The 25,024-nt window shown below is 73.3% G+C and carries 24 protein-coding genes and 1 pseudogene; 20 read left to right on the plus strand and 5 right to left on the minus strand.

What is annotated here, in order from left to right:
* The first annotated feature begins 62 nt into the window (after positions 1 to 62).
* The 3 genes and pseudogenes from ABT403_RS14295 to ABT403_RS14305 form a co-directional block, all read left to right on the plus strand.
* A complete protein-coding gene (locus tag ABT403_RS14295) occupies positions 63 to 884 on the plus strand; it encodes an AfsR/SARP family transcriptional regulator (RefSeq protein WP_344161542.1) in 822 nt (273 codons plus the stop codon).
* Between the two features lie 93 nt (positions 885 to 977).
* A complete protein-coding gene (locus tag ABT403_RS14300; protein WP_344161539.1) occupies positions 978 to 1,898 on the plus strand; it encodes an NAD-dependent epimerase/dehydratase family protein in 921 nt (306 codons plus the stop codon).
* Positions 1,899 to 2,093: 195 nt separating this feature from the next.
* Positions 2,094 to 2,399: pseudogene (locus ABT403_RS14305) on the plus strand (mycothiol transferase); the annotation flags it as partial.
* A 111-nt stretch (positions 2,400 to 2,510) separates the two neighbouring features.
* On the opposite strand, the gene ABT403_RS14310 reads toward ABT403_RS14305, so the two are convergent.
* Entirely contained in the window at positions 2,511 to 3,056 is a 546-nt protein-coding gene (locus ABT403_RS14310) for a flavoprotein (RefSeq protein ID WP_344161536.1), read from the minus strand.
* Between the two features lie 189 nt (positions 3,057 to 3,245).
* On the opposite strand from ABT403_RS14310, the gene ABT403_RS14315 reads away from it, so the two are divergent.
* The 3 genes from ABT403_RS14315 (at position 3,246) to ABT403_RS14325 (ending at position 5,374) form a co-directional block, all read left to right on the plus strand.
* Positions 3,246 to 3,449, plus strand: a complete 204-nt coding sequence (locus ABT403_RS14315; RefSeq protein ID WP_344161533.1) for a DUF4287 domain-containing protein — start codon at positions 3,246 to 3,248, stop codon at positions 3,447 to 3,449.
* A gap of 77 nt (positions 3,450 to 3,526) precedes the next feature.
* A complete protein-coding gene (locus ABT403_RS14320) occupies positions 3,527 to 4,354 on the plus strand; it encodes an NAD(P)H-binding protein (RefSeq protein WP_344161530.1) in 828 nt (275 codons plus the stop codon).
* Positions 4,355 to 4,393: 39 nt separating this feature from the next.
* Complete coding sequence (locus tag ABT403_RS14325) at positions 4,394 to 5,374, plus strand: AraC family transcriptional regulator (RefSeq protein ID WP_344161527.1); 981 nt, start codon at positions 4,394 to 4,396, stop codon at positions 5,372 to 5,374.
* On the opposite strand, the gene ABT403_RS14330 is transcribed toward ABT403_RS14325, so the two are convergent.
* The 3 genes from ABT403_RS14330 to ABT403_RS14340 form a co-directional block, all read right to left on the minus strand.
* Complete coding sequence (locus ABT403_RS14330) at positions 5,371 to 5,874, minus strand: GNAT family N-acetyltransferase (RefSeq protein ID WP_344161524.1); 504 nt, start codon at positions 5,872 to 5,874, stop codon at positions 5,371 to 5,373. The genes ABT403_RS14325 and ABT403_RS14330 overlap by 4 nt on opposite strands.
* 298 nt (positions 5,875 to 6,172) lie before the next feature.
* A complete protein-coding gene (locus ABT403_RS14335; RefSeq protein ID WP_344161521.1) occupies positions 6,173 to 6,838 on the minus strand; it encodes a ScbR family autoregulator-binding transcription factor in 666 nt (221 codons plus the stop codon).
* 182 nt (positions 6,839 to 7,020) lie between these two features.
* Positions 7,021 to 8,016, minus strand: a complete 996-nt coding sequence (locus ABT403_RS14340) for a ScbA/BarX family gamma-butyrolactone biosynthesis protein (RefSeq protein ID WP_344161519.1) — start codon at positions 8,014 to 8,016, stop codon at positions 7,021 to 7,023.
* Between the two features lie 1,164 nt (positions 8,017 to 9,180).
* On the opposite strand from ABT403_RS14340, the gene ABT403_RS14345 reads away from it, so the two are divergent.
* The 4 genes from ABT403_RS14345 (at position 9,181) to ABT403_RS14360 (ending at position 12,596) form a co-directional block, all read left to right on the plus strand.
* Positions 9,181 to 10,002, plus strand: coding sequence for an AfsR/SARP family transcriptional regulator (locus tag ABT403_RS14345; RefSeq protein ID WP_344161516.1), 822 nt, complete (start codon positions 9,181 to 9,183; stop codon positions 10,000 to 10,002).
* A gap of 327 nt (positions 10,003 to 10,329) precedes the next feature.
* Positions 10,330 to 11,151, plus strand: coding sequence for an AfsR/SARP family transcriptional regulator (locus tag ABT403_RS14350; RefSeq protein WP_042811903.1), 822 nt, complete (start codon positions 10,330 to 10,332; stop codon positions 11,149 to 11,151).
* 153 nt (positions 11,152 to 11,304) lie between these two features.
* Complete coding sequence (locus ABT403_RS14355; protein ID WP_344161508.1) at positions 11,305 to 11,568, plus strand: phosphopantetheine-binding protein; 264 nt, start codon at positions 11,305 to 11,307, stop codon at positions 11,566 to 11,568.
* 74 nt (positions 11,569 to 11,642) lie between these two features.
* Entirely contained in the window at positions 11,643 to 12,596 is a 954-nt protein-coding gene (locus tag ABT403_RS14360) for an SRPBCC family protein (RefSeq protein ID WP_344161505.1), read from the plus strand.
* Between the two features lie 104 nt (positions 12,597 to 12,700).
* Here ABT403_RS14360 and ABT403_RS14365 read toward each other — a convergent pair whose 3' ends face one another.
* Positions 12,701 to 13,315 (minus strand): ScbR family autoregulator-binding transcription factor, encoded by a 615-nt coding sequence (locus ABT403_RS14365; RefSeq protein WP_344161502.1) that lies wholly within the window; start codon positions 13,313 to 13,315, stop codon positions 12,701 to 12,703.
* Between the two features lie 231 nt (positions 13,316 to 13,546).
* Here ABT403_RS14365 and ABT403_RS14370 point away from each other — a divergent pair, with 231 nt between their 5' ends.
* From ABT403_RS14370 to ABT403_RS14415, 10 genes are all read left to right on the plus strand, one after another.
* Positions 13,547 to 14,320, plus strand: a complete 774-nt coding sequence (locus tag ABT403_RS14370; RefSeq protein ID WP_344161499.1) for a response regulator transcription factor — start codon at positions 13,547 to 13,549, stop codon at positions 14,318 to 14,320.
* A gap of 36 nt (positions 14,321 to 14,356) precedes the next feature.
* Positions 14,357 to 15,217: a hypothetical protein gene (locus ABT403_RS14375; RefSeq protein ID WP_344161496.1), complete on the plus strand. Its 861-nt coding sequence runs from the start codon at positions 14,357 to 14,359 to the stop codon at positions 15,215 to 15,217.
* Positions 15,218 to 15,453: 236 nt separating this feature from the next.
* Entirely contained in the window at positions 15,454 to 16,923 is a 1,470-nt protein-coding gene (locus tag ABT403_RS14380; protein ID WP_344161493.1) for an FAD-dependent monooxygenase, read from the plus strand.
* Positions 16,924 to 17,004: 81 nt separating this feature from the next.
* Positions 17,005 to 17,700, plus strand: coding sequence for a TetR/AcrR family transcriptional regulator C-terminal domain-containing protein (locus tag ABT403_RS14385; protein ID WP_344161490.1), 696 nt, complete (start codon positions 17,005 to 17,007; stop codon positions 17,698 to 17,700).
* 36 nt (positions 17,701 to 17,736) lie between these two features.
* Positions 17,737 to 18,066 (plus strand): TcmI family type II polyketide cyclase, encoded by a 330-nt coding sequence (locus tag ABT403_RS14390; RefSeq protein WP_100865011.1) that lies wholly within the window; start codon positions 17,737 to 17,739, stop codon positions 18,064 to 18,066.
* Positions 18,067 to 18,100: 34 nt separating this feature from the next.
* On the plus strand, positions 18,101 to 19,372 hold the full coding sequence (locus tag ABT403_RS14395) for a beta-ketoacyl-[acyl-carrier-protein] synthase family protein (RefSeq protein WP_344161598.1): 1,272 nt from the start codon (positions 18,101 to 18,103) through the stop codon (positions 19,370 to 19,372).
* A complete protein-coding gene (locus tag ABT403_RS14400; RefSeq protein WP_344161482.1) occupies positions 19,369 to 20,583 on the plus strand; it encodes a ketosynthase chain-length factor in 1,215 nt (404 codons plus the stop codon). The genes ABT403_RS14395 and ABT403_RS14400 overlap by 4 nt, the downstream gene beginning before the upstream one ends.
* Positions 20,584 to 20,714: 131 nt before the next feature.
* Complete coding sequence (locus ABT403_RS14405) at positions 20,715 to 20,984, plus strand: acyl carrier protein (RefSeq protein ID WP_344161479.1); 270 nt, start codon at positions 20,715 to 20,717, stop codon at positions 20,982 to 20,984.
* 129 nt (positions 20,985 to 21,113) lie between these two features.
* The gene (locus ABT403_RS14410; RefSeq protein ID WP_344161476.1) at positions 21,114 to 23,474 is read left to right on the plus strand and encodes an SDR family oxidoreductase; all 2,361 of its coding nucleotides are present in this window, start codon (positions 21,114 to 21,116) and stop codon (positions 23,472 to 23,474) included.
* 149 nt (positions 23,475 to 23,623) lie between these two features.
* Positions 23,624 to 24,976: an MFS transporter gene (locus ABT403_RS14415; protein ID WP_344161473.1), complete on the plus strand. Its 1,353-nt coding sequence runs from the start codon at positions 23,624 to 23,626 to the stop codon at positions 24,974 to 24,976.
* Positions 24,977 to 25,024 lie beyond the last annotated feature (48 nt).

The raw sequence follows: 25,024 nt of genomic DNA on the forward strand, positions 1-25,024 counted from the left end.
GCGTCCGGCGATTTCCGCCGGATGCGGACAGCGGGGCGAAGCGACGTACGGAGGGGGAGAACGTGAGAATTCAGGTTCTGGGTCCGCTGAGTGCCGAGGTGGACGGGGGCTCGATCGTGCCGACGGCGTCCAAGCCGCGGCAGATCCTGGCCCTCCTCGCACTGCACCCCGGGCGGGTGCTGCCGGTGCCCGTGCTCATGGAGGAGATCTGGGGGCAGGAGCCGCCCAACAGCGCGCTCACCACCCTGCAGACCTACATCCTCCAGCTGCGTCGGCGGCTCGGTACGGCCATGGGCGCCGGCCGGCCCGGCGCCGCGAAGGAGGTCCTCACGACGCGGCACGGCGGGTACCTGCTGCAGGTGCCGTCCGAGGCCGTCGACGCCCACGTGTACGAGGGGCTCGTCGGCCGGGGACAGGCCGCCTTCGACGGCGGCGACGACGAGGGCGCGGCCGCCCTCCTGCGCGAGGCGCTCGCGCTGTGGCAGGGACCCGCGCTGGTCGACGTACGGGTGGGGCCGGTCCTGGAGATCGAGGTGATGCGGCTGGAGGAGAGCCGGCTCGGCACCGTCGAACGGCGGATCGACGCCGACCTGAGGCTCGGACGCCACACCGAACTCCTCGCCGAACTCACCGAGCTGGCCGCCCGCCACCCCCGGCACGAGGGGCTGCACTCGCAGCTGATGGTGGCGCTGTACCGGTCCGGGCGGCAGGCGGGCGCGCTGGACGTGTACCGGCGGATGCGCGGACGGCTGATCGGGGAACTGGGCGTCGAACCGTCGCCGCAGCTCCAGCGGCTGCACCAGGCGATGCTGAACGTGGACCCGGCGCTGGACGTGGTGGCGGGCCCCAGACGGGGATCGACCTTCGACCTCTACGCGGCGTAGCGAGGAGATCTTTCCGGATTTCCTCCGGGAAGGTGTCACATCCGCCCGGGCCCGTCTGTCCCCTGAGTGAGACCACGACGGAGGAGGACGGCCATGAAGGTGCTGCTGGCGGGCGCGAGCGGGGTACTGGGACAGCGGGCGGCGGCGGCCCTGCGGGCGGCGGGCCACGAGGTCGCGGGCCTCGGCCGGGGCGCGGGGATGGACGTACGGGCCGACCTGCTCGACCGGGAGGGGCTGCTGAGGGCCGTCGACGGGCGGGGCTTCGACGTCGTCGTGCACGCGGCCACCGCGCTCTCGGGCAAGGCGATGGCCCGCCACCAGGACATGGCGGGCACCAACCGGCTGCGCACCGAAGGCACCGTGAACCTGCTGGCCGCGGCCCGGGAGACGGGGGCGCGGCGGTTCGTCGTCGAGTCGATGATGTTCGGCTACGGGTACGGGGACCACGGCGGGGCGCTGATCGGCGAGGACGACGGCTTCGGGCCGCACGGCACGAACGTCTGGCTGGAGCGGCACGTCGGCGCGATGCGGACCAAGGAGGAACTGGCCTTCACCGCCGACGGGATCGAGGGCGTCAGCCTGCGGTTCGGGCTGTTCTACGGGGAGGGCGTCACCGACAGCCACCTGGTGCCGCTGCTGAGGGGGCGCAAGCTGCCCGTCGTCGCCGACAAGGGGCGGGCGCTGAGCTGGGTCGACGTGGCGGACGCGGCGCGGGCGGTGGCCCTGGCGGTGGACGCGGGGCGCGCGGGCGAGGCGTACAACATCGCCGACGACGCGCCGGTCGGCTGGGGCGGGCACATGGGGGCGGTGGCGGAGGCCTTCGGGGCGCCGGCGCCGATGACCGTACCGCTGTGGGTGCTGCGGCCCGCGCCGCTCGCGCACGCCATCATGGGCACCGACCTGCGGATGTCGAACGCCAAGGCCCGGCGGGAACTGGGCTGGCGGCCCGGGTACGGGAGCAGCCTGGAGGGCGTACGGGCGCTGGCCGGTGCGGGGCGGCCGGTGGCGGCCTGAGCGGGGCGGCGGGTGGCGGCCTGAGGGGGGCCGCCGGGCCGACCGCTCGTCCGGCATGTGGAAAGGACGGCGGGGCGCGGTCGCCGGTGTGATCATCGGCCGATGAGCGATGAACGACGCACCCCGCCCGAGCTGGTGGGCGACGAACGGGCCACCCTGACCAGCGTCCTGCAGTGGCAGCGGGACACCCTGCGGATGAAGTGCGCGGGCCTGACGGACGAGCAGCTGCGGCGCAAGGCCGTCCCGCCGTCCGGGCTGAGCCTGCTGGGGCTCGTACGCCACCTCGCGGAGGTGGAGCGCGGCTGGTTCCGCAACGTGCTGGCCGGTGAGGACGTACGCGGGTACTTCCCGAAGAACGAGGCCGGGGAGTGGACGGAGTTCCACGTCGAGGACGCGGACCCCGCCGAGTCGTTCCGGATCTGGGAGGAGACCTGCGAGCGGTCCCGGCAGATCGTGGCGGCCGCCGAATCCCTCGACGTGCGGGGGCACTTCGGCGACCAGCCGTACTCGCTGCACTACATCCTGGCCCACATGATCGAGGAGTACGCCCGGCACAACGGGCCACGCGGACCTGCTGCGCGAGGCGATCGACGGGGTCACGGGGGAGTAGGCCTACGCCTGCGCGGCGGCGGCGCGGTCCACCGCGTCGAGGGCCGTCTGCCACGGGAAGTGCGGCGGGGCGTCGGTGCCGGCCGGGCCGGGGACGAAACCGCCCTCCCCGTACAGCAGCTCGGCGCCCGCACCGCGCAGGACGGCGAGGGACTGCTCGAACTGGGGGTGCGCGGCGAGCGCGGTGTTGGTGCAGGGCATGGCGACCACGGGGACGCCCTTGCCGAGGGCCTCGGCGGCGACGCCGACGGTGAACCGGTCGGTGAGGCCCAGCGCCCAGGCGTTGACCGTGTTGAAGGTGGCGGGGGCGAACAGCACGGCGTCCGCGTCCGGCCACACGTCGGGCTCCCCGGGGAGCTTGTACTGCCAGCGCACCGGGTTGCCGGTGAGGGCGGCGAGTCCGTCGAGGCTCTCGGACACCCAGCGCGCCGCCGTCGGGGTCAGGCCCACGCACACGTTCCAGCCGCGCGACTGGGCGTCCTCGATCACGTGGGCCACGTCGAAGACGGGCGGGGCGGCGGAGCAGAACAGGTAGAGAGTCCTCGTCATGTGGATCATGGGATCACATGCCCCGCCCGGGACTGACCTGAGGGTCCGGCAGATCATGAGAGCCGGGTGGTCCGGGGCGGAAAACTTCCGGGATCCGCGATGAGTTTCCGCACGGACCCCGGTCTACCCCTGTGGGGACGGGAACCGCCCCGCGCAAACAGCTGAAACACTCACGAGGAGCGAGACGATATGAGCGAGCCGGTGAAGGGCCCCGCCAGCTACTTCCCTTCCATCGAGAAGAAGTACGGCCGTCCGGTGGCGGAGTGGCAGGAGCTGATCCGCACCTCTCCCCTGACCAGGCACATGGAGCTGGTCTCCTGGCTCAAGAGCGAGCACGGGATCGGCCACGGGCACGCCAACGCCCTCGTCGCGCACACCCTCGCCGAGAAGTAGCGGGGCGTGGACGCACGCGTATGCGGGCGAGCGTCTGGGCCATGTCGCGTCCCGGCGTGCGGGGATTGACTGGTGCCATGACGACGAACACGAACGAGACGAAGAAGACCCTGGTCATCGGCGGCAACGGCAAGACCGGGCGGCGGGTGGCGGAGCGGCTGCGGGTCCAGGGCCGGCCGGTGCGGATCGGCTCGCGGACCGGGGCTCCGGCCTTCGACTGGCACGAGCCCGCCACATGGGGGCCGGCCCTGCGGGACGTGGACCGGGTGTACGTCACCTACCACCCCGACCTCGCCTTCCCCGGAGCCGCCGAACAGGTCGGCGCCTTCGCGGAGGCGGCCGTGGCGGCCGGGGCGCGCCGGCTGGTGCTGCTGTCCGGGCGCGGCGAGGAGGCGGCCCGCGCGGCCGAGGACCGGCTGAAGGACTCCGGCGCCGACTGGACCGTGGTGCGCGCCAGTTGGTTCAACCAGAACTTCGACGAGGCCTTCTTCCTGGACCCCGTACGGGCCGGGGTGATCGCCCTGCCGGTGGCGGACGCGGTCGAACCCTTCGTGGACGCCGATGACATCGCCGACGTGGTGGTGGCCGCGCTCACCGACGACCGGCACGTCGGCCGGACGTACGAGCTGTCCGGGCCGCGGCTGCTGGGCTTCGGGGAGGTGGCCGCCGAGCTGTCGAAGGTGACCGGGCGCGAGATCGCGTACGTGCCCGTCTCCGACGGGGAGTACAGGGCGGCGCTGCGCGAGGAGGGGCTCCCGGAGGAGTTCGCCGAGCTGTTCGCCCTGATCCTGGACGGGCGCAACGCGCACCTGGTCCACGGGGTGCAGGAGGTACTGGGGCGCCCGCCCCGGGACTTCGCCGACTACGCGCGCGAGGTGGCGGCCAGCGGCGTCTGGGACGTCTGAGGGGGGACGGGGGAGCGGCGGCCGGGTGAGGATGGGGCCATGGACACGTTGACCGGTCTGCTCGACGGGCCCAAGGCGCGGGGCGCCGTCCTGCTGAAGTCCGTCTTCGACCCGCCCTGGGCCGTGCGGATCGAGGACCGGGCCCCGCTGTCGGTGATCACCATGGTGCGGGGGCCGGCCTGGCTGCTGCCCGACGACGGGGAGCCGGCGCTGATCGGCCCGGGCGACGTGGCCGTCGTACGGGGGCCCGGGGCGTACACCCTCGCGGACTCCCGGGACACCCCGGTGGAGATCACGGTCGGACCCGACCAGCGGTGCCGTACGCCGGAGGGCGAGGACCTCGGCGAGCGGCTGGCGCTCGGGGTGCGGACCTGGGGCCGGCCGGGGCCGGGCGCCGGCTCGGCGGTGGCGCTGAGCGGGACGTACCAGGCGCCGGGCGAGATCGGACGGCGGCTGCTGGGCGCGCTGCCCGCCGTGCTGGTGCGGCCGGCGCGGGCCGCGGACGTCACCCTGATCACGCTGCTGGCCACGGAGGTGGCGCGGGACGAGCCCGGGCAGGAGCTGGTCCTGGACCGGCTGCTCGACCTGCTGCTCATCGGGGTGCTGCGGGCCTGGCTCGCCGCCCCGGAGGCGGGGGCCCCGGGCTGGTACCGGGCGCAGGGCGATCCGGTCGTCGGGGTGGCGCTGCGGCTGCTGCACGAGGACCCGGCGTACGGGTGGACCGTGGCGGAGCTGGCCCGGCGGGCGGGGGTGTCGCGGGCCGCGCTGGCCCGGCGCTTCACCGAGCTCGTCGGGGAGCCGCCCGTCGCCCATCTGACGGGCTGGCGGCTCGCCCTGGCCGCCGACCTGCTGCGCGAGCCGGACGCCACGGTGGCGACGGTGGCCCGCCGGGTGGGGTACGGGAGCGCGTTCGCGCTGTCGACGGCCTTCAAGCGGGTCCGCGGGGTGAGCCCGCAGCAGTACCGGGCGGGGGCCGGGGCGGAGGTGCCGGGGATGTCGGGGACCGTGGTGCTCGGCTAGGCGGGGACGGGGGCGGCGTCGGGGCCGGGGGTGAGGTCGCGGACGCCCACGGGTTCGTCGCCGCTGAGTTCGCCGGTGCGGCGGAAGCCGAGGCCCAGGTAGAAGGGCTCGGGGCTGTCCTCGACCGGCTTCCAGGTGACGTACACCCGCGTTCCGCCGCGGCGGCGGATCTCCTCCGTGACCGCCTCGACGGCGAAGCGGCCGTAGCCCTTGCCCTGCCGTCCGGCCGCGATGTTCAGGCGCCACAGTCCCGAGCGGCGGTGCTCGGGGTCCTTCGCCGGGTCCCAGACGAAGTCCATGAAGGCCATGACGAACCCGACCACCTCGTCCCCGTCGACGATGGCGCGGGGCCAGGCGGTCTCGCCGTGCACGTAGGCCTCGGCGAGGGATTTCACGACGGGGGAGACGAGGTGCTCCTGAGCGGGATGGACCCGTACGGCGCACACCGCGTCGAAGTTGTCCGGGGTGACGGGCACCAGGCGCGGGGAAGAGTCGGTCATGCGACGCAGCCTAGTTCGTGAGAACCATTGAAAAGAACGGGACGTGCGGTATATTTCTAGGAGCAGACAGCAGGGGGGCATGTGTTGCAGGCACAAAGAGCGACGGCCGGCGGGGCGGAACCCCCACGGCCGCGCGGGGCGCCGTCGCGGCTCTTCCCGGCGGACCGGAACCCGGTCGCCGCCGAGGGACGCGGGGGCAGCACGAAGCGCACCGCGCGGGAGCCTTCCGGCCGGCGGTGCACAGGGGAAAGCGGAGCCCTCCCGCGGGGGGTGGTGAGCGGCCCGGTGCCGGGGCCGCTCAGTCTTCCTCGTCCGCCTGCTCGCGGCCCAGCTGCCGGGCTTCGAGGTAGACCTCTTCCGCGCGGCTCTCGCCGAGGTGCAGGGAGGCGAGGACCGAGGGCTGGGCGATGCTCGGCATGAGGTGGCGCAGCAGCGCGTTGACCCGCTGCCCCAGGTCCTGGTGCTCGGTGAGCGCCTGGGACATGGACTGGACGCCGCCGTAGGCACCGGTGATGACGTCGGCGGTCTCGGCCGGTACCACGTGGGGCAGCAGTTCGCCCTGGGCCTGGGCCTTCTCCAGGAGGTCCGTGAACTTGTCGACCCAGTTGCGGAACGGGGCGCTGCGGTCGAGCCCCCCGGCGTTCACGTCGAGGCTCAGCCGGACGCCCGCGCGGACCATGGGGTTGGTCCGCAGGCGGTGGGTGTGCAGCATGACGGCATCCACCACCTCCTGGAGTTTGGCGGGGCGCTCAGGGAGCAGAAGATCCTCGTTCTGCGCGGTGAGGACGCCCTGGGCCAGGTCTTCCTTGGACTGGAAGTGGAAGTACAGGGCGCCCTTGGTCACCCCCGCGACGGTGAGGATCTCCGAGATGGTGGCCGCCTGGTAGCCCCGTTCGTCGAACACCCTGGCCGCCGCGCTCAGGATCGCCTGGCGCGTGCGGATGGCTCGGACCTGTTCAGCCACGTTGGCTCCTTCCCTCGCAGATGTTCGGAGCGTCGGAAGCCCTGCTGCAAACCGTCCGTCCCGTTCGTATCTTACAGCGGGTGATGCCAACGCCAACGAGCGGCGGCACCGCGGCGCGAAAAATGACCGAGGGTGGTCGGGCCGTGGTGTGCCGATGAGGGGGAAAGCCGGGAGCTTGGGGGTCAGTAGCCGTAGGAGGACGCCGTGACGGTGCCGACGAAGGTGAGCTCGCCGTTCTGGTGGCCGGTCACGCGGGCGACTTCCTCCGCGCCGGGCACGTCCTGGAACAGGCGCTCGGACTCGATGACGCAGGGTGCGTCCAGTTCGACGTACCGCTTGAACTCGCCGGCGACGGCCAGCGGCATGAAGGAGGGGCGGCCCAGGGCGGATGCGGCGGCCTGCCGGGCGGCCTCCATGAGGACCATGCCCGGTACGTGGTCGACCCAGTGGTCGAAGAGGACGGGGTGGTTGGTGTCGACCCGGAGCTGCCAGCGGTTCTCCCGGTCGAGGGGGGAGAGGACCACGTCGGTCGGGGACAGCCGGGCCACGCTCTGCGGAGCGGCCGGGGCCGTCAGCGGCAGCGGACGGTGCTCGGGCGTCAGGACGTGCTCGGGCCGGATCCGCTGGTACACGGCCGGGCTGGTGCAGGTGACGGAGGCCCGGCCCGTCGCGACGACCTGTCCGTCCCGGCGTACGACCGCCTCGTAGCCGAGCCCGGAGAGCCGGCCCGCGCGGCGCTTGATCTCGACGCACGTGATCTCGAGGTCGACGGTGGCGGGCACCAGGCCGACCCGCAGGCGCTCGGGTCTCACGACGCTGACGCTGAGGTCCCACAGGACGAACTGGTGGCCGAAGGGGACGGCGAACTCCGCGTGGCCCAGGAGGTAGGCGATCTGACGAATCGTTTCGGCGCACATGAGCGGGTCGTAGTAGCCGTCGCCGACGGGGGTGAAGAACGCGTGGGAGAGGGGCCAGCGAGCGGTCACGGAGAAGCGGGCGTCATCCAGCCGCTGCCAGTCGGTGAGCAGGACCTGCGCCGTGGACGTGCGGTGTACCAGTTCCTTCGGAACGGTGGTGAGGGACGGGAAGCAGGAGTCGTGCAGCTCTTCCGGAGTCGTGACCGACTCCGCCCGGTCGTAGACCGCTGTGCGCCCAACGTGAAACGTGCTCGCGCTCATTGTTCCCCCTAGACAGCGCTGACCAGTAACAGGTGTGACTGCTCAGAAAAATATATACCAACCGGTTTTTTCTCCAGAGGTAGCTGCGAGCAGGTCCGGGAAATATATGGAAGGCCAGATTCCGGCCAACTCGTCGGCGCATATTTGCCCAGGTCTCCGGCGGTCGGGCGGAGGTGAATCTTCGCCACCCGCAGAGAATGATCTCAAGCGCGTCAAGAGCAATCCTTTAGCCGGAGGGCGGGTGCGGGGCGGCCGGGCGAGGGGGGCGGCGGGTGGTTGCGCGGTGATGGCATTCCCTTTGCGTGCCCGGGGATCCGGCGGGGGCTCCGGGGGGCGCGGAGTGCGGCGCAGGGGTGGGAGGGGAGGCCGCGGGGCGCCGGACACCGGTGACATGTACCGGTTCGCGCAGTTCAGCTCGATCGATGGCGGTGAGGGTGGTACCGGGGGGTGGAGCGGGGCCGGGCGGCCGGGCGCGGCTCCGGGGGAGCGCGGGCCGTGCCCGGAGGGTTCGCCAACGTGAAGTGGCCGCGGTGCGGCGGCGTCCCCGCGCGGGGATGTCCGGCATGTGGACCACGGGGAACCGGCCAGCGGGCGCCCGGCCGGCCACCTCGACGGGGTGGGTCGCCGACAGGTGAAAGGGGTTCCGGCAACCGCTGGTCCGAGGCTCGAATGCCGTGGGGAGACCCCCTGCCGGAGGTGGGCTCCGCGCCTCCGTTTCGAGTGGTGCTCCAGCGGTGTTCCGCTTCCGCCCTGCCGTCTGCCTACCGAAAGTGCAGTTCAGCAAACCGGGAAAGCGGTTTGTGGAGCCGCCGTAATTCCGTACTGCCTGGACTCGGAGGCTCTCGAAGCGTGCCTTCGGGTGGGGTGTGGCGGCCTCAATAGGCGAAAATCAGCCAACTCTTCGGTCTGTTCTCGGCCGTTTCCCGTCGTTCTGAGGGGCGATCTGAAGGAGTTCATCTGGCCCGGAAGGCGGTTCTGAGGGGCGCCCGATGATCGTCAGACCATTGAATATGCAGGTCAGAGGCTGTTTTAGGGAGGGGCGGCCGGGCCCGCGGAGCAAAAAACGGTACAGCCGGTTTGGTATTGACAAACCGGCGCAGCTGTTTTTTCCTCGTTCCAGCGAACTTCGAGGGTTCATCCAAGAACGAAGCAGGGGAGTACGGCGTGGACATCGATGTACTGGGCGCTCTGACCGTGCGGGAGAACGGGGTCTCGATCACCCCCACCGCCGCCAAGCCCCGCCAGGTCCTGGCGCTGCTCGCGCTCCACGCGGACCAGGTGGTGCCCGTGGCCGCGCTGATCGAGGAGCTGTGGGGGACCGAGCCGCCGCGCAGCGCCCGTACCACGCTCCAGACGTACGTGCTCCAGCTGCGCGGGCTCATCGGCCACGCTCTCGAGGGCACCGACGGGTCGCGCACCGCCAAGGACGTGCTGGTCACGCTGCCCGGCGGATACATGCTGAACAGCGCGGGCGGGACCAGTGACGTCCGTGAATTCGACCGGCTGGCCGGAATGGGCTACCGGGCCATGGACGCCGGGGACTTCCCCAATGCCGCGCGGCTGCTGCGCGAGGCGCTCGCCCTGTGGCAGGGGCAGGCCTTCGCCGACGTCGAGGGCGGGGTGCAGCTGGACATGGAGACCCGCCGGCTGGAGGAGACCCGGCTGTGTGCGCTCGACCAGCGCATCGAGGCCGACCTGCGCCTCGGCCGGCACCGCGAGCTGCTCGCGGAGCTGACCGTGCTGGCCAGCCGCTACCGCATCCACGAGAACCTGCACGGGCAGTTCATGCTCGCCCTGCACCGCTCGGGCCGGCGCGGCGAGGCGCTCAGCGTGTACCAGCGGCTGCGCTCCACCCTGGTGCGCGAACTCGGCATCGAGCCGTCGGCCGCCCTGCGCAGCCTCCAGCGCTCGATCCTGATGAGCAGCCCCGAGACCCCGGCGGAATCCCCGGAGACCGCGCGCAAGCGCCTCGCCCGGGTCGGCTGACCCGTCCGGGGAGCGGGCGCGGCGGCCGCCGATAGGAGAGATCTCTGTCAGGTCTTTTACAGAAACTGCCGGAAAACCTGAGAATTAATTTGCACAGCCGGGAATCGGAACAGATACGACGGGCCTGATCCATGGGCTGAGCACCGGTTTTGACGTCCTGTCGGAATCTTGTGCTAGGAATCCGCCAGCTGTTCGCCCGTTTCGGAGGTCTGCTCGACGTCGGCTTGAGCGCCCGGTGATGTTGCCCTGGGCTGCCTTACCGTCATCGGGTCGAATACTGATAACCGAGAGTATCTCGACGAAATGTGGAGGGGAGACGGGGAGACCGTGGAGATTCAGGTTCTGGGTCCGTTGAGTGCCGAGGTCAACGGGGCATCGATCGTTCCTACGGCGGGCAAGCCGCGTCAGATCCTGGCGCTTCTCGCGCTCTACCCGGGCCGGGTGATGCCCGTACCGACCCTCATGGAGGAGATCTGGGGCACCAAACTGCCCGAGAGCGCGCTCACCACCCTGCAGACGTACATCCTCCAGCTGCGCCGCAGACTCGGCACGGCGATGGGGCCGGGTGCGCCGGGCACGGCCAAGGACGTGCTCGCGACGCGGCACGGGGGCTACCTGCTCCAGATCCCGCAGGAGTCCGTGGACGTCCACACCTACGAGGCCCTCGCGGCCGCCGGCCAGAACGCCTTCGACGAGGGCGACGACGAGCGCGCCGCCGACCTGCTGCGCAAGGCGCTCGACCTGTGGCAGGGCCCCGCCCTGGTCGACGTGCGCGTCGGGCCGATCCTGGAGATCGAGGTGCTGCGGCTCGCCGAGAGCCGCCTCGTGACCACCGAGCGCCGCATCGACGTCGACCTCCGGCTGGGCCGGCACACCGAACTCCTCGCGGAGCTCACCGAGCTGATGGCCCGCAACCCGCAGCACGAGGGCCTGCACTCGCAGGCCATGGTGGCCCTCTACCGTTCGGGCCGGCAGGCGACCGCCCTGGACGTCTACCGCCGGCTGCGTGCCCGGCTGATCGGCGAACTGGGGGTGGAACCCTCGCAGCAGCTCCAGCGCCTGCACCAGGCGATGCTGCGGGTGGACCCCGCGCTGGACGTGGTCGCGGGACCGCGGCGCAGCTCCACCTTCGATCTGTACGCCGCATAGGTATATCAGGGGGCGGCCGGGCCGCCGGGCGGTGTGGTGGCGGGGCTCCAGTGCGGCTGGGCCCCGGCGTGAGCGGCCCTCCAGGACCGTCGGCGAGGCTCGTGGCGACCCGGTACGCGTCGCCACGCCGGCGGACCAGGAGAGAGGAACACCATGCACCGGCTGGAACTCACCGACCTGACCCGCATCCTGCGGATCTGGGGAGGCGAGGAGGAGTGCGTCGAGCTGACCGAGGACGTCCAGGACCTGTACTGGGACGAGCTCGGCTACGACTCGCTCTCCGTCCTGCAGACCACCGGCTCCATCGAGCGCAAGTTCGACGTCCTCCTCGACGGGGAGCTCCTCGAACTGGGCGACACCCCCCGGCGCTTCCTCGAACTGGTCAACCGCGTACTGGGCAGCCGGGCCGCGGTCTGAGACACCAGCGGCGGTCCACTCGGACTCCGGCGGATCGAGACAGGATCTGTGCCAAGCGCTGAGAGAGGTGTCCGATGTCAGTGGAGCGAGTGCACCGGCTGTCGTACGCGGTGGACGCGGCCGCGCCGGCGGGAACCCTGTACACCCTGGTGGCCGACACCACGCCGTGGCCGCTGTTCCTGGCGGACACCGTCCACACGGAGCGGCTGGACTTCGACGGGCTCACCGAGCGGTACCTGCACTGGGCGGGGGCGGAGGGGGAGCCGCGGGCGTCGCTGTGGCGGCGGAACCTGGACGCCGGGCGGCGGCGCGTCGACTTCCGCGAGGAGCGGCCCGAGGCGCCCGTGACGGCTTCGAGCGGCAGCTGGCGCGTGGAGCGGCTGGCCCCGGGCTGGTCCCGGCTGCTCCTGGAGCAGGACCTCACCGTCGCGGAGGTCCCCGGGGCGCAGCGGGTCCTCGACGCCGCCGCGGCGCGGGGGCGGGCGGCGGCCGACGGGCTGCGGGCCGTCGCCGAGCGCTGGCGGGGGCTCGACGGGCGCCTGGTGTCCTTCGAGGAGTCCGTGCGGATCCAGGGGCCGGCCGAGCCCGTCCAGACGTTCCTGTACGAGGCCGGGTCCTGGCCCGGCCGGGTGGCGCACGTCACGGGGGCCGAGGTGGCGGAGCACCGGCCCGGGGTGCAGCGCGTCCGGCTGGCCAACCGGGACGCGGACGGCTCCCCGTACCCGACGGACGAGGTGCGGGTGTGCTTCCCGGCGGCCGGGCGGATCGTCTTCAAGCGGTTGCGGCCGCACCCGTTGCTCGCGGCGCACTCCGGGGAGTGGTCCGTGGAGCCGGACCCGGCCGGGGTGACGGTGGTGTGCCGGCACGACGTGCTGCTGGACGGGAGGAAGACGGAGCGGGTGGCGGACGCGGACCCCGCGCGGGCGCGCCGGTACGTGCGCGAGCTGCTGGGGAGGGAGAGCCGGGCCGTGCTGGACGCGGCGCAGGAGTACGCGGGGGAGCCGGTCAGGGCCCTGCGGTCGGTGTGAGCGCGCAAGGCCCCGGCCCGTGTCCGGGTGCGGGTGCGGGTGCGGGTGTCTTCGTACGGGTGTGTGGCCCGTCGCCGCCGAGGGGGCGACGGGCCACGGACGTGTCAGCTCCCCCTTCCGGCCGTGTCCAGCCGTCGCAGCGTGGCGGGGCCGGCGAGACAGGGCATGACCACCCGCCAGAACCCGGCCAGCGTGCGCGGGGCGAGCCACTGGGGGTCGTCACGGCCGAGGGCCTCGAAGCCGAGGGTGGCGGCCACCACGGTGGTCGCCACGTTGCGGTGGTTGAGTCCGGGCAGCAGGGCGCCCTCCTCCGCGGCTTCGAGGAGCAGCCGGTGTACGTAGTCGTGCCATTCGCCGGGCAGGCCGAAGGACGACGGGTAGGCCGGCTCCCGGTTGAGCTGGAAGGCGGCCCGGGCCACGACGTCGGACAGGAGCAGCCCGGCGAGTGCCTGGGAGCTGTCGGCCAGGGCCTGGAGGGCCGATGTCCGCCGCGTGTACACCTCGCGGGTGGTGGCGCGCAGGGTCCGGGCCCCGGCGGTCTCCACGGCCTCCGCGACGGCCGCCTTGTTCTCGAAGTGGAAGTGGAGCGCGCCCGGGCTCACTCCGGCACCCACGCTGATCATGCTCAGCGTCGCCTCTGCGTACCCGCGCCGCCCGAACACCGTGGCCGCTGACTCGAGCAGTGCTTGACGGGTTCGGACGGCGCGTTCTTGTTTCATCACGCATAGCTCCTGTATCAGTTTCCTTCTATTATTAAACCGCCCCGTTGGTATTGGAAGAGTGCCCCGGCTCCGCTTGGTGGCCTGATCAACGGCGATTCGTGCCCCGCTGTGGCCTGATTTGATCTACTTATCGCGAACCTTGCCGCGTTTTGCGGGCTTTGACAAACCGACGAAGCGGTTTGTATCTTCGTTGACGTTGGCTCAACTGAGCTTGAGGGAGGGGGGCGGATGAACCAGCGGACCTTCGCTGTACTGGAACCTCACACCACCGCCGCGGGGACGGCGAACGGTGCGTTCCTGCCGGCCGAGGGGCTGAGGGTGCCACCGCACGCGCCGGCCCAGTCGGCCCTGTGGCGGATCCTCATCGTGGAGAGCAGCACGGTCGAGGCCGAGACCCTGGCGCGCGGACTGCGCCGGCACGGTCACGAGGTGGACATCGTTGGCACCGGGAGCGAGGCGCTGCGCGGCTACGCCGACGCCGACCTGGTCCTCCTGGACCTGGAACTCCCCGACCTGGACGGGCTGGAGGTCTGCCGGGGCATCCGCGCGGCCCACGAGATCCCCGTCATCGCGGTCACCGCCCGCGGCAGCGAGCTGGACCGCGTCCTGGGCCTCCAGGCAGGCGCGGACGACTACCTGGTCAAGCCGTACGGGTTCCGCGAGCTGATGGCGCGGATGGAGGCGGTCATGCGCCGGGCGAGACCGTCGCGGCCCGCCGCGGCCACCATCACCTGCGGGCCGCTGCGCATCGACGCGGGCACGCGGGAGGTGACCCTGCACGGGGAGCCCGTCGAGACCACCCGCAAGGAGTTCGACATGCTCTACCTCCTCGCCTCGCACCCCGACACGGTCATCCCGCGCAAGATGCTGATGCAGCAAGTCTGGGGCGACTCCTGGTCCCGCCGGACCGTCGACACGCACGTGAGCACGCTGCGCAACAAGATCGGCGCCAACTGGATCATCACGATCCGCGGCGTCGGCTTCCGGTTCGGCCAGGGCTGAACCGTCCACACCGCCGCGAGCCGAGGGGGGAGAACCATGGCAGTGAAGGCACCGTGCCAGGGGGAGGGCTGCCGCCGCCGGGCCGCCGACGGGCGCGCCCGCCGGCGCACCGCCGACGGCGGCCTGCTGTGCCGGCCCTGCCGGGAGCGCCTCGACGCCGGCCTCGCGGAACTCACGCACCTCTACGAGGAGTGCGGCCGGATGCTCGCCGGCGCGGCCCCCGCGGGCCTGCGCGAGCGGACCACCGGCGGAGACCTGCCCGGCCTGCCCTTCAACGGGACCGCCGCCGACGTACGGGCCAAGATGGTCTCGGTACTGGGCTCCTGGAGCGGACTGGTCGCGCAGGAGCGCGGCTTCGCCTCCCCGCCGCGTACCGTCGCCGCGCTCACCGCCTTCCTGCGGCGCAACGGGGAGTGGCTCGCCGCCCACCCCGCGGCCGCCGAGGCCACCGAGGAGATCGCCCGCCTGGTGCGCGCCGGGCGCCGCGCGGCCTTCCCCGAGCAGGCCCGCAGCATCCGCCTCGGCGCCTGTCCCCGGCCCGGCTGCGCCGGCTCCCTCACCGTCGCCGTCCGCGCCGGCGCGCCGGACGCCGGCCCGGGCGCCGACGGGGCGGTCGTCTGCGACGCCGACCCGGAACACCGCTGGACCAGCGACCGGTGGAGCGAGCTCAGCCGCACCATGGACTCCGGCGGGGAATCCGGCACGCCCGGGCCCGCGGCCACCGAACGCTGGCTCACCGCCGCCGACATCGCCCGCCTGTGGCACACCTCCACCGGCACCGTCTACCGGCTGGCCAGCGAACAGCGGTGGCGCCGGCGCAACCGCGCGGGCCGCACCTACTACAACGAGACCGACGTCCGGACCTGCTTCGACCGGCGGGCGGCCGCGCGCGCCTGAGACGGTCCCCTTCGCACGACCCCCGACAGCGGTCGGCACTCGATCCGGTAGGAGCCGGATCGAGACGCCTGACCGCTGTTTGACATTCCCTTGGCCGGTTCCCGAGGCAGCGGACCGGCCCTTGTGGAACCTGACCGAGTCCTGAATCCAGCGCTGTTGAACGACCGCTCGTGCCCGAAGAACCTTGTAGTCAAGATCCGGTGCACTGTCTCCGGAGGCGAATTCAAGGAGACGTGATGGACGCCCCTGTGATCGTCGTCGGCGCGGGTCCCGCAGGTTTGATGCTCGCCGGTGAGCTGCGGGTGGCGGGAGTCCCCGTCGTCGTCCTGGAACGCCTGGAGCGGCGGACCGGCGAATCGCGCGGCCTCGGCTTCACCACGCGGACCCTGGAGACCTTCGACCAGCGCGGCATCCTCGCCCGCTTCGGCGACATCGAGCGCAGCACGCTGGGCCACTTCGGCGGGCTGCCCCTCGACTTCGGCGTGCTGGACGACGCCTGTCAGGCCGCGAAGACCGTCCCGCAGTCGGTCACCGAGACGCACCTGGAGGAGTGGGCCGCCGGCCTGGGCGCCGACATCCGGCGCGGCCACGAGGTGCTCTCCGTCCACGACGACGGCGAAGGCGTCGACGTCGAGGTCCGCGGCCCCGGCGGCGCGCAGACCCTGCGGGCCTCCTGGCTGGTGGGCTGCGACGGCGGACGCAGCACCGTGCGCAAGGCCGCCGGCTTCGACTTCCCCGGCACCCCGGCCACCATGGAGATGTTCCTCGCCGACATCAAGGGCATCGAGCTCAAGCCCCGCATGATCGGCGAGACCCTCCCCGGCGGCATGGTCATGGTGGGCCCGCTGCCCGGCGGCACCACCCGCATCGTGGTCTGCGAGCGCGGCACGCCCCCGCGGCGGCGCGAGAGCCCGCCCTCCTTCGACGAGGTCGCCGCCGCCTGGCAGCGGCTGACCGGCGAGGACATCTCGGCCGCCGAACCGGTGTGGGTGAGCGCCTTCGGCGACGCCGCCCGGCAGGTCACCGAGTACCGGCGCGGCCGCGTCCTGCTGGCCGGCGACGCCGCCCACATCCACCTGCCCGCCGGCGGACAGGGCATGAACACCGGCATCCAGGACGCCTTCAACCTCGGCTGGAAGCTCGCCTCCGTGGTGCGGGAGCGGGCCCCGCTGAGCCTGCTCGACACCTACCACACCGAACGCCACGCGGTCGGCCGGCGGCTCCTGATGAACACCCGCGCCCAGGGCCTGCTGTTCCTGAGCGGCGCCGAGGTGCAGCCACTGCGCGACTCGCTGAAGGAGCTCATGGCGTACGAGGACGTGGCCCGCCACCTCGCCGCCATGGTCACCGGCCTGGAGATCTCCTACGACGTCGGCCGGGGCACCCACCCGCTCCTCGGCCGGCGCATGCCCCACCTGGAGCTGACCGGCCCCGACGGCCCCACGTCCACCACCGAGCTGCTGCGCCCCGGCCGCGGGGTGCTCCTCGACCTGGCGGACAACCCGCGGCTGCGCCGCAGGGCCGATCCCTGGGCGGAACGGGTCGACACCGTCACCGCCCGGCCGCGCGGCACCGGCGCCGCCGCCGGCGGACTGAACGACACCACCGCCCTGCTCGTCCGGCCCGACGGATACGTGGCATGGGCGGCGCCCGGCAGCCACCACGACCTGCCGATGGCGCTCGACCGCTGGTTCGGGACCCCCTGACGACCGGGCCCCGCGCGACCGGCACCCCCTGAGGCCGCCGCAGGCGACGGCCGACGAGCACGTCAACCGGAGGAACCACACATGGCAACGCCGCAAGCAACGATCGAGCGCCTCCCCGCAGGCACCGGCACCGGAGCGGCCGCCCCGGCCCGCCCGGCCGGCCCCGAAGGGGAACGACGCGACATCGTCCGGGCGGCCCGGACCGTCCTCGCCCGCGAGGGCTGGAGGCACTGCACCGCCGAAGCCACCGCCGCCGAGGCCGGGGTCGAACCGGCCGCCGTCGGCCGGCACTTCCCCGACCACGAGCAGCTGCTGCTGGGCGTGCTGCTGGACAGCGCCGCCTCCGTCGCCGCCTCCCTCGGGGCCGTCGCCGAGAGCTACCTCGCGGAGATCCACGACCTCCGCCAGGACCTGATCGCCCTGGGCCGGGCCTGGCTGGCGCCGCTGGAGGCCTTCCGCGAGCACTTCGCGATCGTCCGGCACATCAGCGCCGAGGTCACCCACCTGCCGGCCGAGGCCGTCGACAAGTGGCAGGCCACCGGCCCCCGCCAGGCCCGCCGTGAACTCGCCCGCCGCCTCAGGCAGGTCGCCGCCGAGGGCCTGCTCGACATCGCCGACGCCGACCAGGCGGCCGAGCGCTTCATCCTGCTGGTGCCGTCGTCCGTCGTCCAGCGCTCCTTCCACGGCGCGCTGCCCCTCGGACGCGCCGAGGAGGACGCGCTCATCGCCGACGGAGTCGACGACTTCATCCGCCTGTACGGCCCGGCCTCCCGCTGACCGCTGACCCGCCGATCCCCGGAGAGAGTAGAAACAATGCACAGCAACCTGATCGTGGCGCGGATGGACGTCCGTTCGAGCGCCGAGGTGGCCAAGATCTTCGCCGAGTTCGACCGCACGGACATGCCGGAGCGCATGGGCACGCTGCGCCGGCGGCTGTTCTCGTACAACGGTCTCTACTTCCACCTGCAGGACTTCGCCGAGGACGACGGCGGCGAGCGCATCGAGCAGTCCCGCAACGACCCGCGGTTCATGCGCATCAGCTACGACCTCCAGCCCTTCATACAGCCGTACGACCCGGAGACCTGGCGCTCCCCCGCGGACGCCATGGCCACCCGCTTCTACGACTGGACGGCGACGGAGTGATGTCCGCGACCGCAGAGATGACGGGAGGGCACCGATCGTGGCCCGCCGGGTAGTCATCACAGGCATCGGGGTGCTGGCGCCCGGGGGCATCGGCGTCCGGGAGTTCTGGGAGCTGCTGAGCTCGGGGCGCACGGCCACGCGGGAGATCACCCACTTCGACGCCGCGCCCTTCCGCTCGCGGGTGGCGGCCGAAGCCGACTTCCTGCCGGAGCTCCACGGTCTGACCGACGAGGAGATCCGCCGCATGGACCGCGCCGCCCAGTTCGGCGTGGTCGCCGCGCGCGAGGCGGTCACCGACAGCGGCCTCGACCTCGCCGGGCTCGACCCGTACCGCACCGGCGTCAGCATGGGCACCGGTGTGGGGGCCGTCTCCAGCCTCGACAAGGCCTACCGGGCGGCCGCCGAGTACGGCCGGCTCGCCGCGGTCGACCACACCCGCGCCCCCGGCGACCTGTACGACCACTTCGTGCCCGGCTCCTTCGCCACCGAAGTGGCCTGGGCGGTCGGCGCCGAGGGTCCCTCCACGGTCGTCTCCACCGGCTGCACCTCCGGGATCGACTCCGTCGCGCACGCCGTCGACCTCATCCGCGAGGGCAGCGCCGACGTCATGGTCACCGGCGCCACCGACGCGCCGATCACGCCCCTCACCCTGGCGTCCTTCGACGCGATCAAGGCGACGACCAGCCTCAACGACGACCCGGCCCGGGCCTCCCGGCCCTTCGACGCCACCCGCCGGGGCTTCGTCCTCGGCGAGGGCGCCGCGGTGTTCGTCCTGGAGGAGCTGGAGAGCGCCCGCCGCCGGGGCGCCACCCTCTACGCCGAGATCGCCGGCTACGCCTCCCGCTCCAGCGCCTTCCACATGACCGGGCTGCGCCCCGACGGCCGCGAGCTGGCCGAAGCCATCACGGTGGCGCTCGACGAGGCGCACCTGAACCCCTCCGACCTCGACTACGTCAACGCGCACGGCTCCGGCACCCGGCAGAACGACGCCCACGAGACGGCCGCCTACAAGCTGGCGCTCGGCCCGTACGCCCACCGCACCCCGGTGAGCTCCGTCAAGTCGATGATCGGGCACTCGCTGGGCTCCGTCGGATCCATCGAGATCGCCGCGTCCGTCCTCGCGATGCGCCACCACGTCGTGCCCCCCACGGCGAACCTGCGCACCCGCGACCCCCAGTGCGACCTCGACTACGTCCCGATCGCCGCGCGGGACCACCGCACCGATGCCGTCCTGACCGTCGGCAGCGGGTTCGGCGGGTTCCAGAGCGCGATGGTGCTGGCCCGGCCCGACAGGAGGACCGCATGAGCGCCAGGACCCTCGTCACGGGCATCGGCGTGGCCGCCCCCAGCGGCCTCGGGGTGGAGGACTTCTGGGCGGCGACCCGCATCGGCAAGAACGCCGTCGGGCCCGTCACCCGCTTCGACGCCTCCCCCTACCCGGCGCGCCTCGCCGGGGAGATCCACGGCTTCGACCCCGGCGAACACCTGCCGGGCCGGCTCGTACCGCAGACCGACCGGGTCACGCAGCTCGCCCTGGTCGCCACCGACTGCGCCTTCGAGGACGCGGGACTGGCCGCCGGGGACCTGCACCCCTGCGACATGGGCGTGGTCACCGCGGCCGGCTCCGGGGGCTCCGAGTTCGGCGAGGCCGAACTGCGCAAGCTCTGGAGCCAGGGCCCCAAGCACGTCAGCGCGTACCTGTCCTTCGCCTGGTTCTACGCCGTCAACACCGGCCAGATCGCGGTGCGCAACGACCTGCGCGGCCCCACCGGCGTCCTCGTCGGCGATCAGGCCGGCGGTCTCGACGCCCTCGCCCAGGCCCGGCGCAGGCTCCGCAAGGGCAGCCGGCTGATCGCCACCGGCGGCTTCGACGCCTCGATCTGCTCGCTGGGCTGGGCCGCGCACCTCGCCACCGGCGCCATGTCGACCAGTGACGAGCCCGAACGCGCCTACCTGCCCTTCGACGAGGCCGCCTCCGGCTACGTACCGGGCGAGGGCGGCGCCCTGATCATCCTGGAGGACGAGGAGAGCGCGGCCGCCCGCGGGGCGCGCAACGTCTACGCCGAGTTCGCCGGATACGGGGCCACCCTCGACCCCCGCCCCGGCAGCGGCCGCCCACCCGGCCTGCGCCGGGCCGCCGAGGCGGCCCTCGCCGACGCCGGATGCCATCCGGCCGAGGTCGACGTGGTCTTCGCCGACGGGGCGGGCGTCCCGCGCCTCGACCGGGAGGAGGCCGAGGCCATCACCGCGGTCTTCGGCCCGCACGGAGTCCCGGTCACCGCGCCCAAGACCACCACCGGGCGGCTCGGGGCGGGCGGGGCCCCCGTCGACGTGGTCTCGGCGGTCCTCGCCATGCGCGAGGGACTGATCCCGCCGACCACCAACGTGGAATCCCCGGCGCACGACATCGACCTGGTGGCCGTACGGCCCCGGACGGCGTCGGTGCGCACCGCGCTCGTCCTCGCGCGCGGCCGCGGCGGCTTCAACTCCGCGGTGGTGCTGCGCGCGCTCGACTGAGCGCACCCGCTTCCCCGAGACCGCGCCCGTCCCCGTCCGGCCCCACCGGCCGGGGCGGGCGCCGCGCGTGCCCCGCGCCGAACTCCCGCAGCCGGAAACTCCGGTGCGGAACACCGATGAAGGGACCCCACGTGTCCAAGCAGGAATTCACCTTCGACGACCTCAAGCGCATCCTCCTGGAGGGCGCCGGAGCCGACGAGGAGGTCGACCTCGACGGCGACATCCTCGACACCGACTTCGAGTCGCTCGGCTACGAGTCGCTGGCGCTGCTCGAAACCGGCAGCCGCATCGAGCGCGAGTTCGACATCACGCTCGACGACGACATCTTCGCCGACCACACCACCCCGCGCTCCCTCGTCGAGGCCATCAACGCGAGCCTCAAGGTCACGGTCAACGCCTGAGCCGCGCGGACCCGGCCGTCCGGCCGTGCCGCCCGAGCGGCGGCCCCCTCGCCGGGGCCGCCGCTCCGGCCCGCCACCACCTCCGCCCCCACCCCGCCCCCACCCCGCCCACAGAAAGGGAGTACGCCCATGGCCATCGATCAGGACCTCACCGAGACCCAGGTGATCGTGGTCGGCGCGGGCCCCGTCGGACTGCTGCTCGCCGGAGAACTCCGGCTGGCGGGCACGGACGTGGTGGTGCTCGACACCCTCACCGCCCCCACCCGCGAATCGCGGGCGTCCACCCTGCACGCCCGCACCATGGAGCTCCTCGACAGCCGCGGTCTGCTCGACCCGATCGGCGAGGTACCGCACGAGAACGCGGGGCACTTCGGGGGCATCCCCCTCGACCTCGGTCTGCCCGGCCCCTACCCGGGGCAGTGGAAGGTGGCCCAGACCCGCCTGGAGGAAGTCCTCGGGGAATGGGCCGCCGACCTGGGCGCGGACATCCGGCGCGGCCACGAGCTGACCGGGCTGACCGTGACCGGGGACGGGGTACGGGCCGCCGTACGCACCGAGGACGGGGAACTCTCCCTGCGGGCCGCGTACGTCGTCGGCTGCGACGGCGAGAACAGCGCCGTCCGCCGGCTCGGCGGCTTCGACTTCCCCGGCACCGACGCCGAGCGCGAACTGCTGCGGGCCGACGTGACCGGGATCGACATCCCCAACCGGCGCTTCGAGCGCAAGGACGGCGGACTCGTCATCGCCGCCCGCCGCCCCGACGGGGTGACCCGGGTGATGGTCCACGAGTTCGGGGCGCGCCCCAGGTCCGGACAGCCCTCCTACGAGGAGGTCGCCGACACCTGGAAGCGCATCACCGGAGAGGACATCGGCGGTGGCACCCCGCTGTGGGTGAACTCGTTCGGCGACGCCTCCCGGCAGGCCTCCGCCTACCGGCGGGGCCGGCTGCTGCTCGCCGGGGACGCGGCCCACCAGCAGATGCCGATCGGCGGCCAGGCCCTCAACCTCGGGCTCCAGGACGCCTTCAACCTCGGCTGGAAGCTGGGCGCCCGGATCGCCGGGCACGGCAGCGACGCCCTGCTGGACAGCTACCACGAGGAGCGGCACGCCGTCGGGCAGGCCGTCCAGAGCAACGTGCGCACCCAGGCACTGCTGCTGCTCGGCGGGCCCGAGGTGGACGCGGTGCGGGAGGTGTTCGCGGAGCTCGGAGCCAAGGAGAACGTACGGACGCACCTGGCCGGGCTGATCTCCGGGCTCTCCGTCCGCCACGACGTCGGCGGGGACGGCACCGGGCTCCCCGGCCTGCGGGTGCCGGCCTGGGACGTCACCACCGCCGAGGGGACCACCACGACGCTGGGCCTGCTGCGGCCGGGGCGGGGGCTGCTGCTCCTGCCGCCGGGCGAGGAGGCGCGGCGGGCGGAACTCGCGGAGGCGGCGGCGGCCTGGGGCGACCGGGTCCGAATCGTCCCGGCGGTGTCGGTGGGCGACGCGGCCGACGGCCCCGGGGGCGCCGTCCTCGTACGGCCCGACGGGTACGTGGTCTGGGCCGACGGACCGCAGGCGGGGCCGCTCGCCGACGCGCTCACGCGCTGGTTCGGGGCCGAGCGGCCGGTCGCCCCGCCGGCGGCACGGGACTCGGCCGGCGCGGACGGCGCCCCGGCCACGACGGTGCAGGCCCGGGCCGCCGTCACCCCGGCGGTGCTCGCCGGGGTCCGGCGGGGTGTCGGCGCGGAGCGGCTCACCGGCCGGACCGCGCTGGTCACCGGCTCGAGCCGGGGCATGGGCCGGGCGGCCGCGATCCGGCTCGCGCAGGAGGGCGCGCTCGTCGCCGTCCACTACAACCGGGACGAGGCGGCGGCGCGCGAGGTGGTCACCTCCGTCGAGAAGGACGGCGGGCGGGCGTTCGCCGTGCGGACGGAGCTGGGCGTCGACGGTGACGTGGCCGGGCTCTTCGCCGTGCTGGAGGAGGACCTCCTGGAGCGGACCGGCTCCACCGACCTGCACATCCTGGTCAACAACGCCGGGGTGATGGGCGGGGTATCGGCGGACGAGGTCACGCCGGAGCAGTTCGACCGGATCTTCGCGGTGAACGCGAAGGCGCCGTTCTTCCTGATCCAGCGGGCCCTGCGGAACATGCCGGACGGCGGCCGGATCATCAACATCTCCTCCGGGCTCACACGGTTCGCCAACCCGGACGAGATCGCGTACGCGATGAGCAAGGGCGCGCTGGAACAGCTCGCGCTGCACTTCGCGAAGGCGCTCGGGCCGCGCGGGATCACCATCAACTCGGTCGCGCCGGGGATCACGCGGAACGGGAACCCCGTCTTCGACATCCCCGAGGCGGTCGAGCACATGGCGGGGCTGTCGGCGTTCGGACGGGTCGGCGAGCCGGAGGACGTCGCCGATGTGGTGGCGTTCCTCGCCACGGACGAGGCGCGGTGGATCACCGGGTCGTTCGTGGACGCCACCGGTGGCACGCTGCTCGGCTGACACCCCCGGGTACCGCCGCACGCGTGCCGTACCCCTTCGACTCCGCCGGCGTGTGTATCCCACGCGCCACGCCGGCGGCGGGCGGGCCGGCCGGGGATCCCTCCCCGGGCGGTCCGCCCCTTCTCCGGAATGCGAGCGTGCAGTCCTCGATGAGCATTGCCTCCGGCGCCCGGGCCGGGGCCCGTTGGGCTCTGGTCCCGGTGCTCGCCGCGAACATGTTGGTGGACGCCCTGGAGGTGTCCGCGACCCTGGTGGCGCTGCCGGCCGTCGGCAGCGGGCTGGGGGCTCCCGTCACCCGGGTCCAGTGGATCGTCACCGGCTTCGCCGCCGGGTTCGGCGGGGCGCTGCTGCTCGGCGGGCGGCTGGTGGAGTGGTTCGGGCGGCGGCGGGTCTTCCTGGCCGCGCTGCTCGTCTTCGCCGCCGCCTCGCTGGCCGGCGCGCTGGCCGACGAGGTGGGCCTGCTGATCGCCACCCGTGTGGTGAAAGGTTTCTGCGTCGCGCTGACCGCGCCCACCGGGCTCGCCATCATCGTCGCCTCCGTCCCCGAGGGGGAGGCGCGGCGGCGGGCCGTGTCCGTCTACTCGCTGTTCGGCGCCGCCGGGTTCTGCTCGGGGCTGCTGCTGGCCGGTTCGCTCACCGGCGCCGGATGGCGGTGGACCCTGGCCTTCCCGGCGCCCGTCGCACTGGCGCTGTTCGCCGCCGGGCTGCGGGTCGTCCCGCGCGAGCCCGCCGGGAGCGCCGGGGGCGGCGGCGGGCCGCGCCGGCACGCGGTGGTGGCCGGGGCCGCGCTGACGGCGGCGGTGCTGCTGCTCGTGTACGCGCTGGCCGGCGGAGCGTGGGGCGGCGCCGTCGCGGCCGTGGCGGCGGGCCTCGTCTTCCTCCGGGCCGAACGGGCCTCCCCGCGACCGCTGGTGAACACCGCGCTGCTGCGCCACGCCCCGCTCGTGCGCTCCGCGCTCGGGGCCGCCGCGCTCAACGGCTCCTACGTGGGATTCCTGCTGGTGGCCGCGCTCGACCTGCGGCGCGGCGGCTGGAGTTCCTGGGAGACGGCCCTCGCCTTCCTGCCCGCCGGAGCCCCGCTGGCCCTGACCGCCCTGCACTCGGGGCGGATCGCCGCCCGGCTGGGACCGGCCCGGGCCGTCGCGGCCGGGGCACTGGCCGCCCCGGCCGGATACGCGCTCTACCCGCACTCCGGCGCGGGCGGTGTGCGGTATGCCGAACTGGTTCCAGCCATGTCCCTCGTCGGCCTCGCCTTCGTCCTCGCCTTCACCGCGCTGCACCTCCAGGCGACCGGATCCCTCCCGACCGGCCTCCAGGCGGCGGCCGGAGGCCTCTACCAGACCTGCGTGCAGCTCGGCGCGGCGCTCACCCCCGCGCTGGTGTCCGCGCTGTACGCGGCCTCCGGCCCGGGCGCCGCGCTCCGGCTGGTCACCGCGGTCGGCGTGGCCGGCGCGGGCGTAGCCCTCGCCGGCCTCGCACACCCTTCGACCGACCCCTCCTGAGTACCGCCGGGTCCCTCTCCCACCGGCGGTCCCCACCACGACCGGAAA

Origin of the sequence: Streptomyces sp. NPDC000075 (assembly GCF_040301925.1) — a bacterium.
In the GTDB taxonomy this organism is placed as follows: domain Bacteria; phylum Actinomycetota; class Actinomycetes; order Streptomycetales; family Streptomycetaceae; genus Streptomyces; species Streptomyces polychromogenes.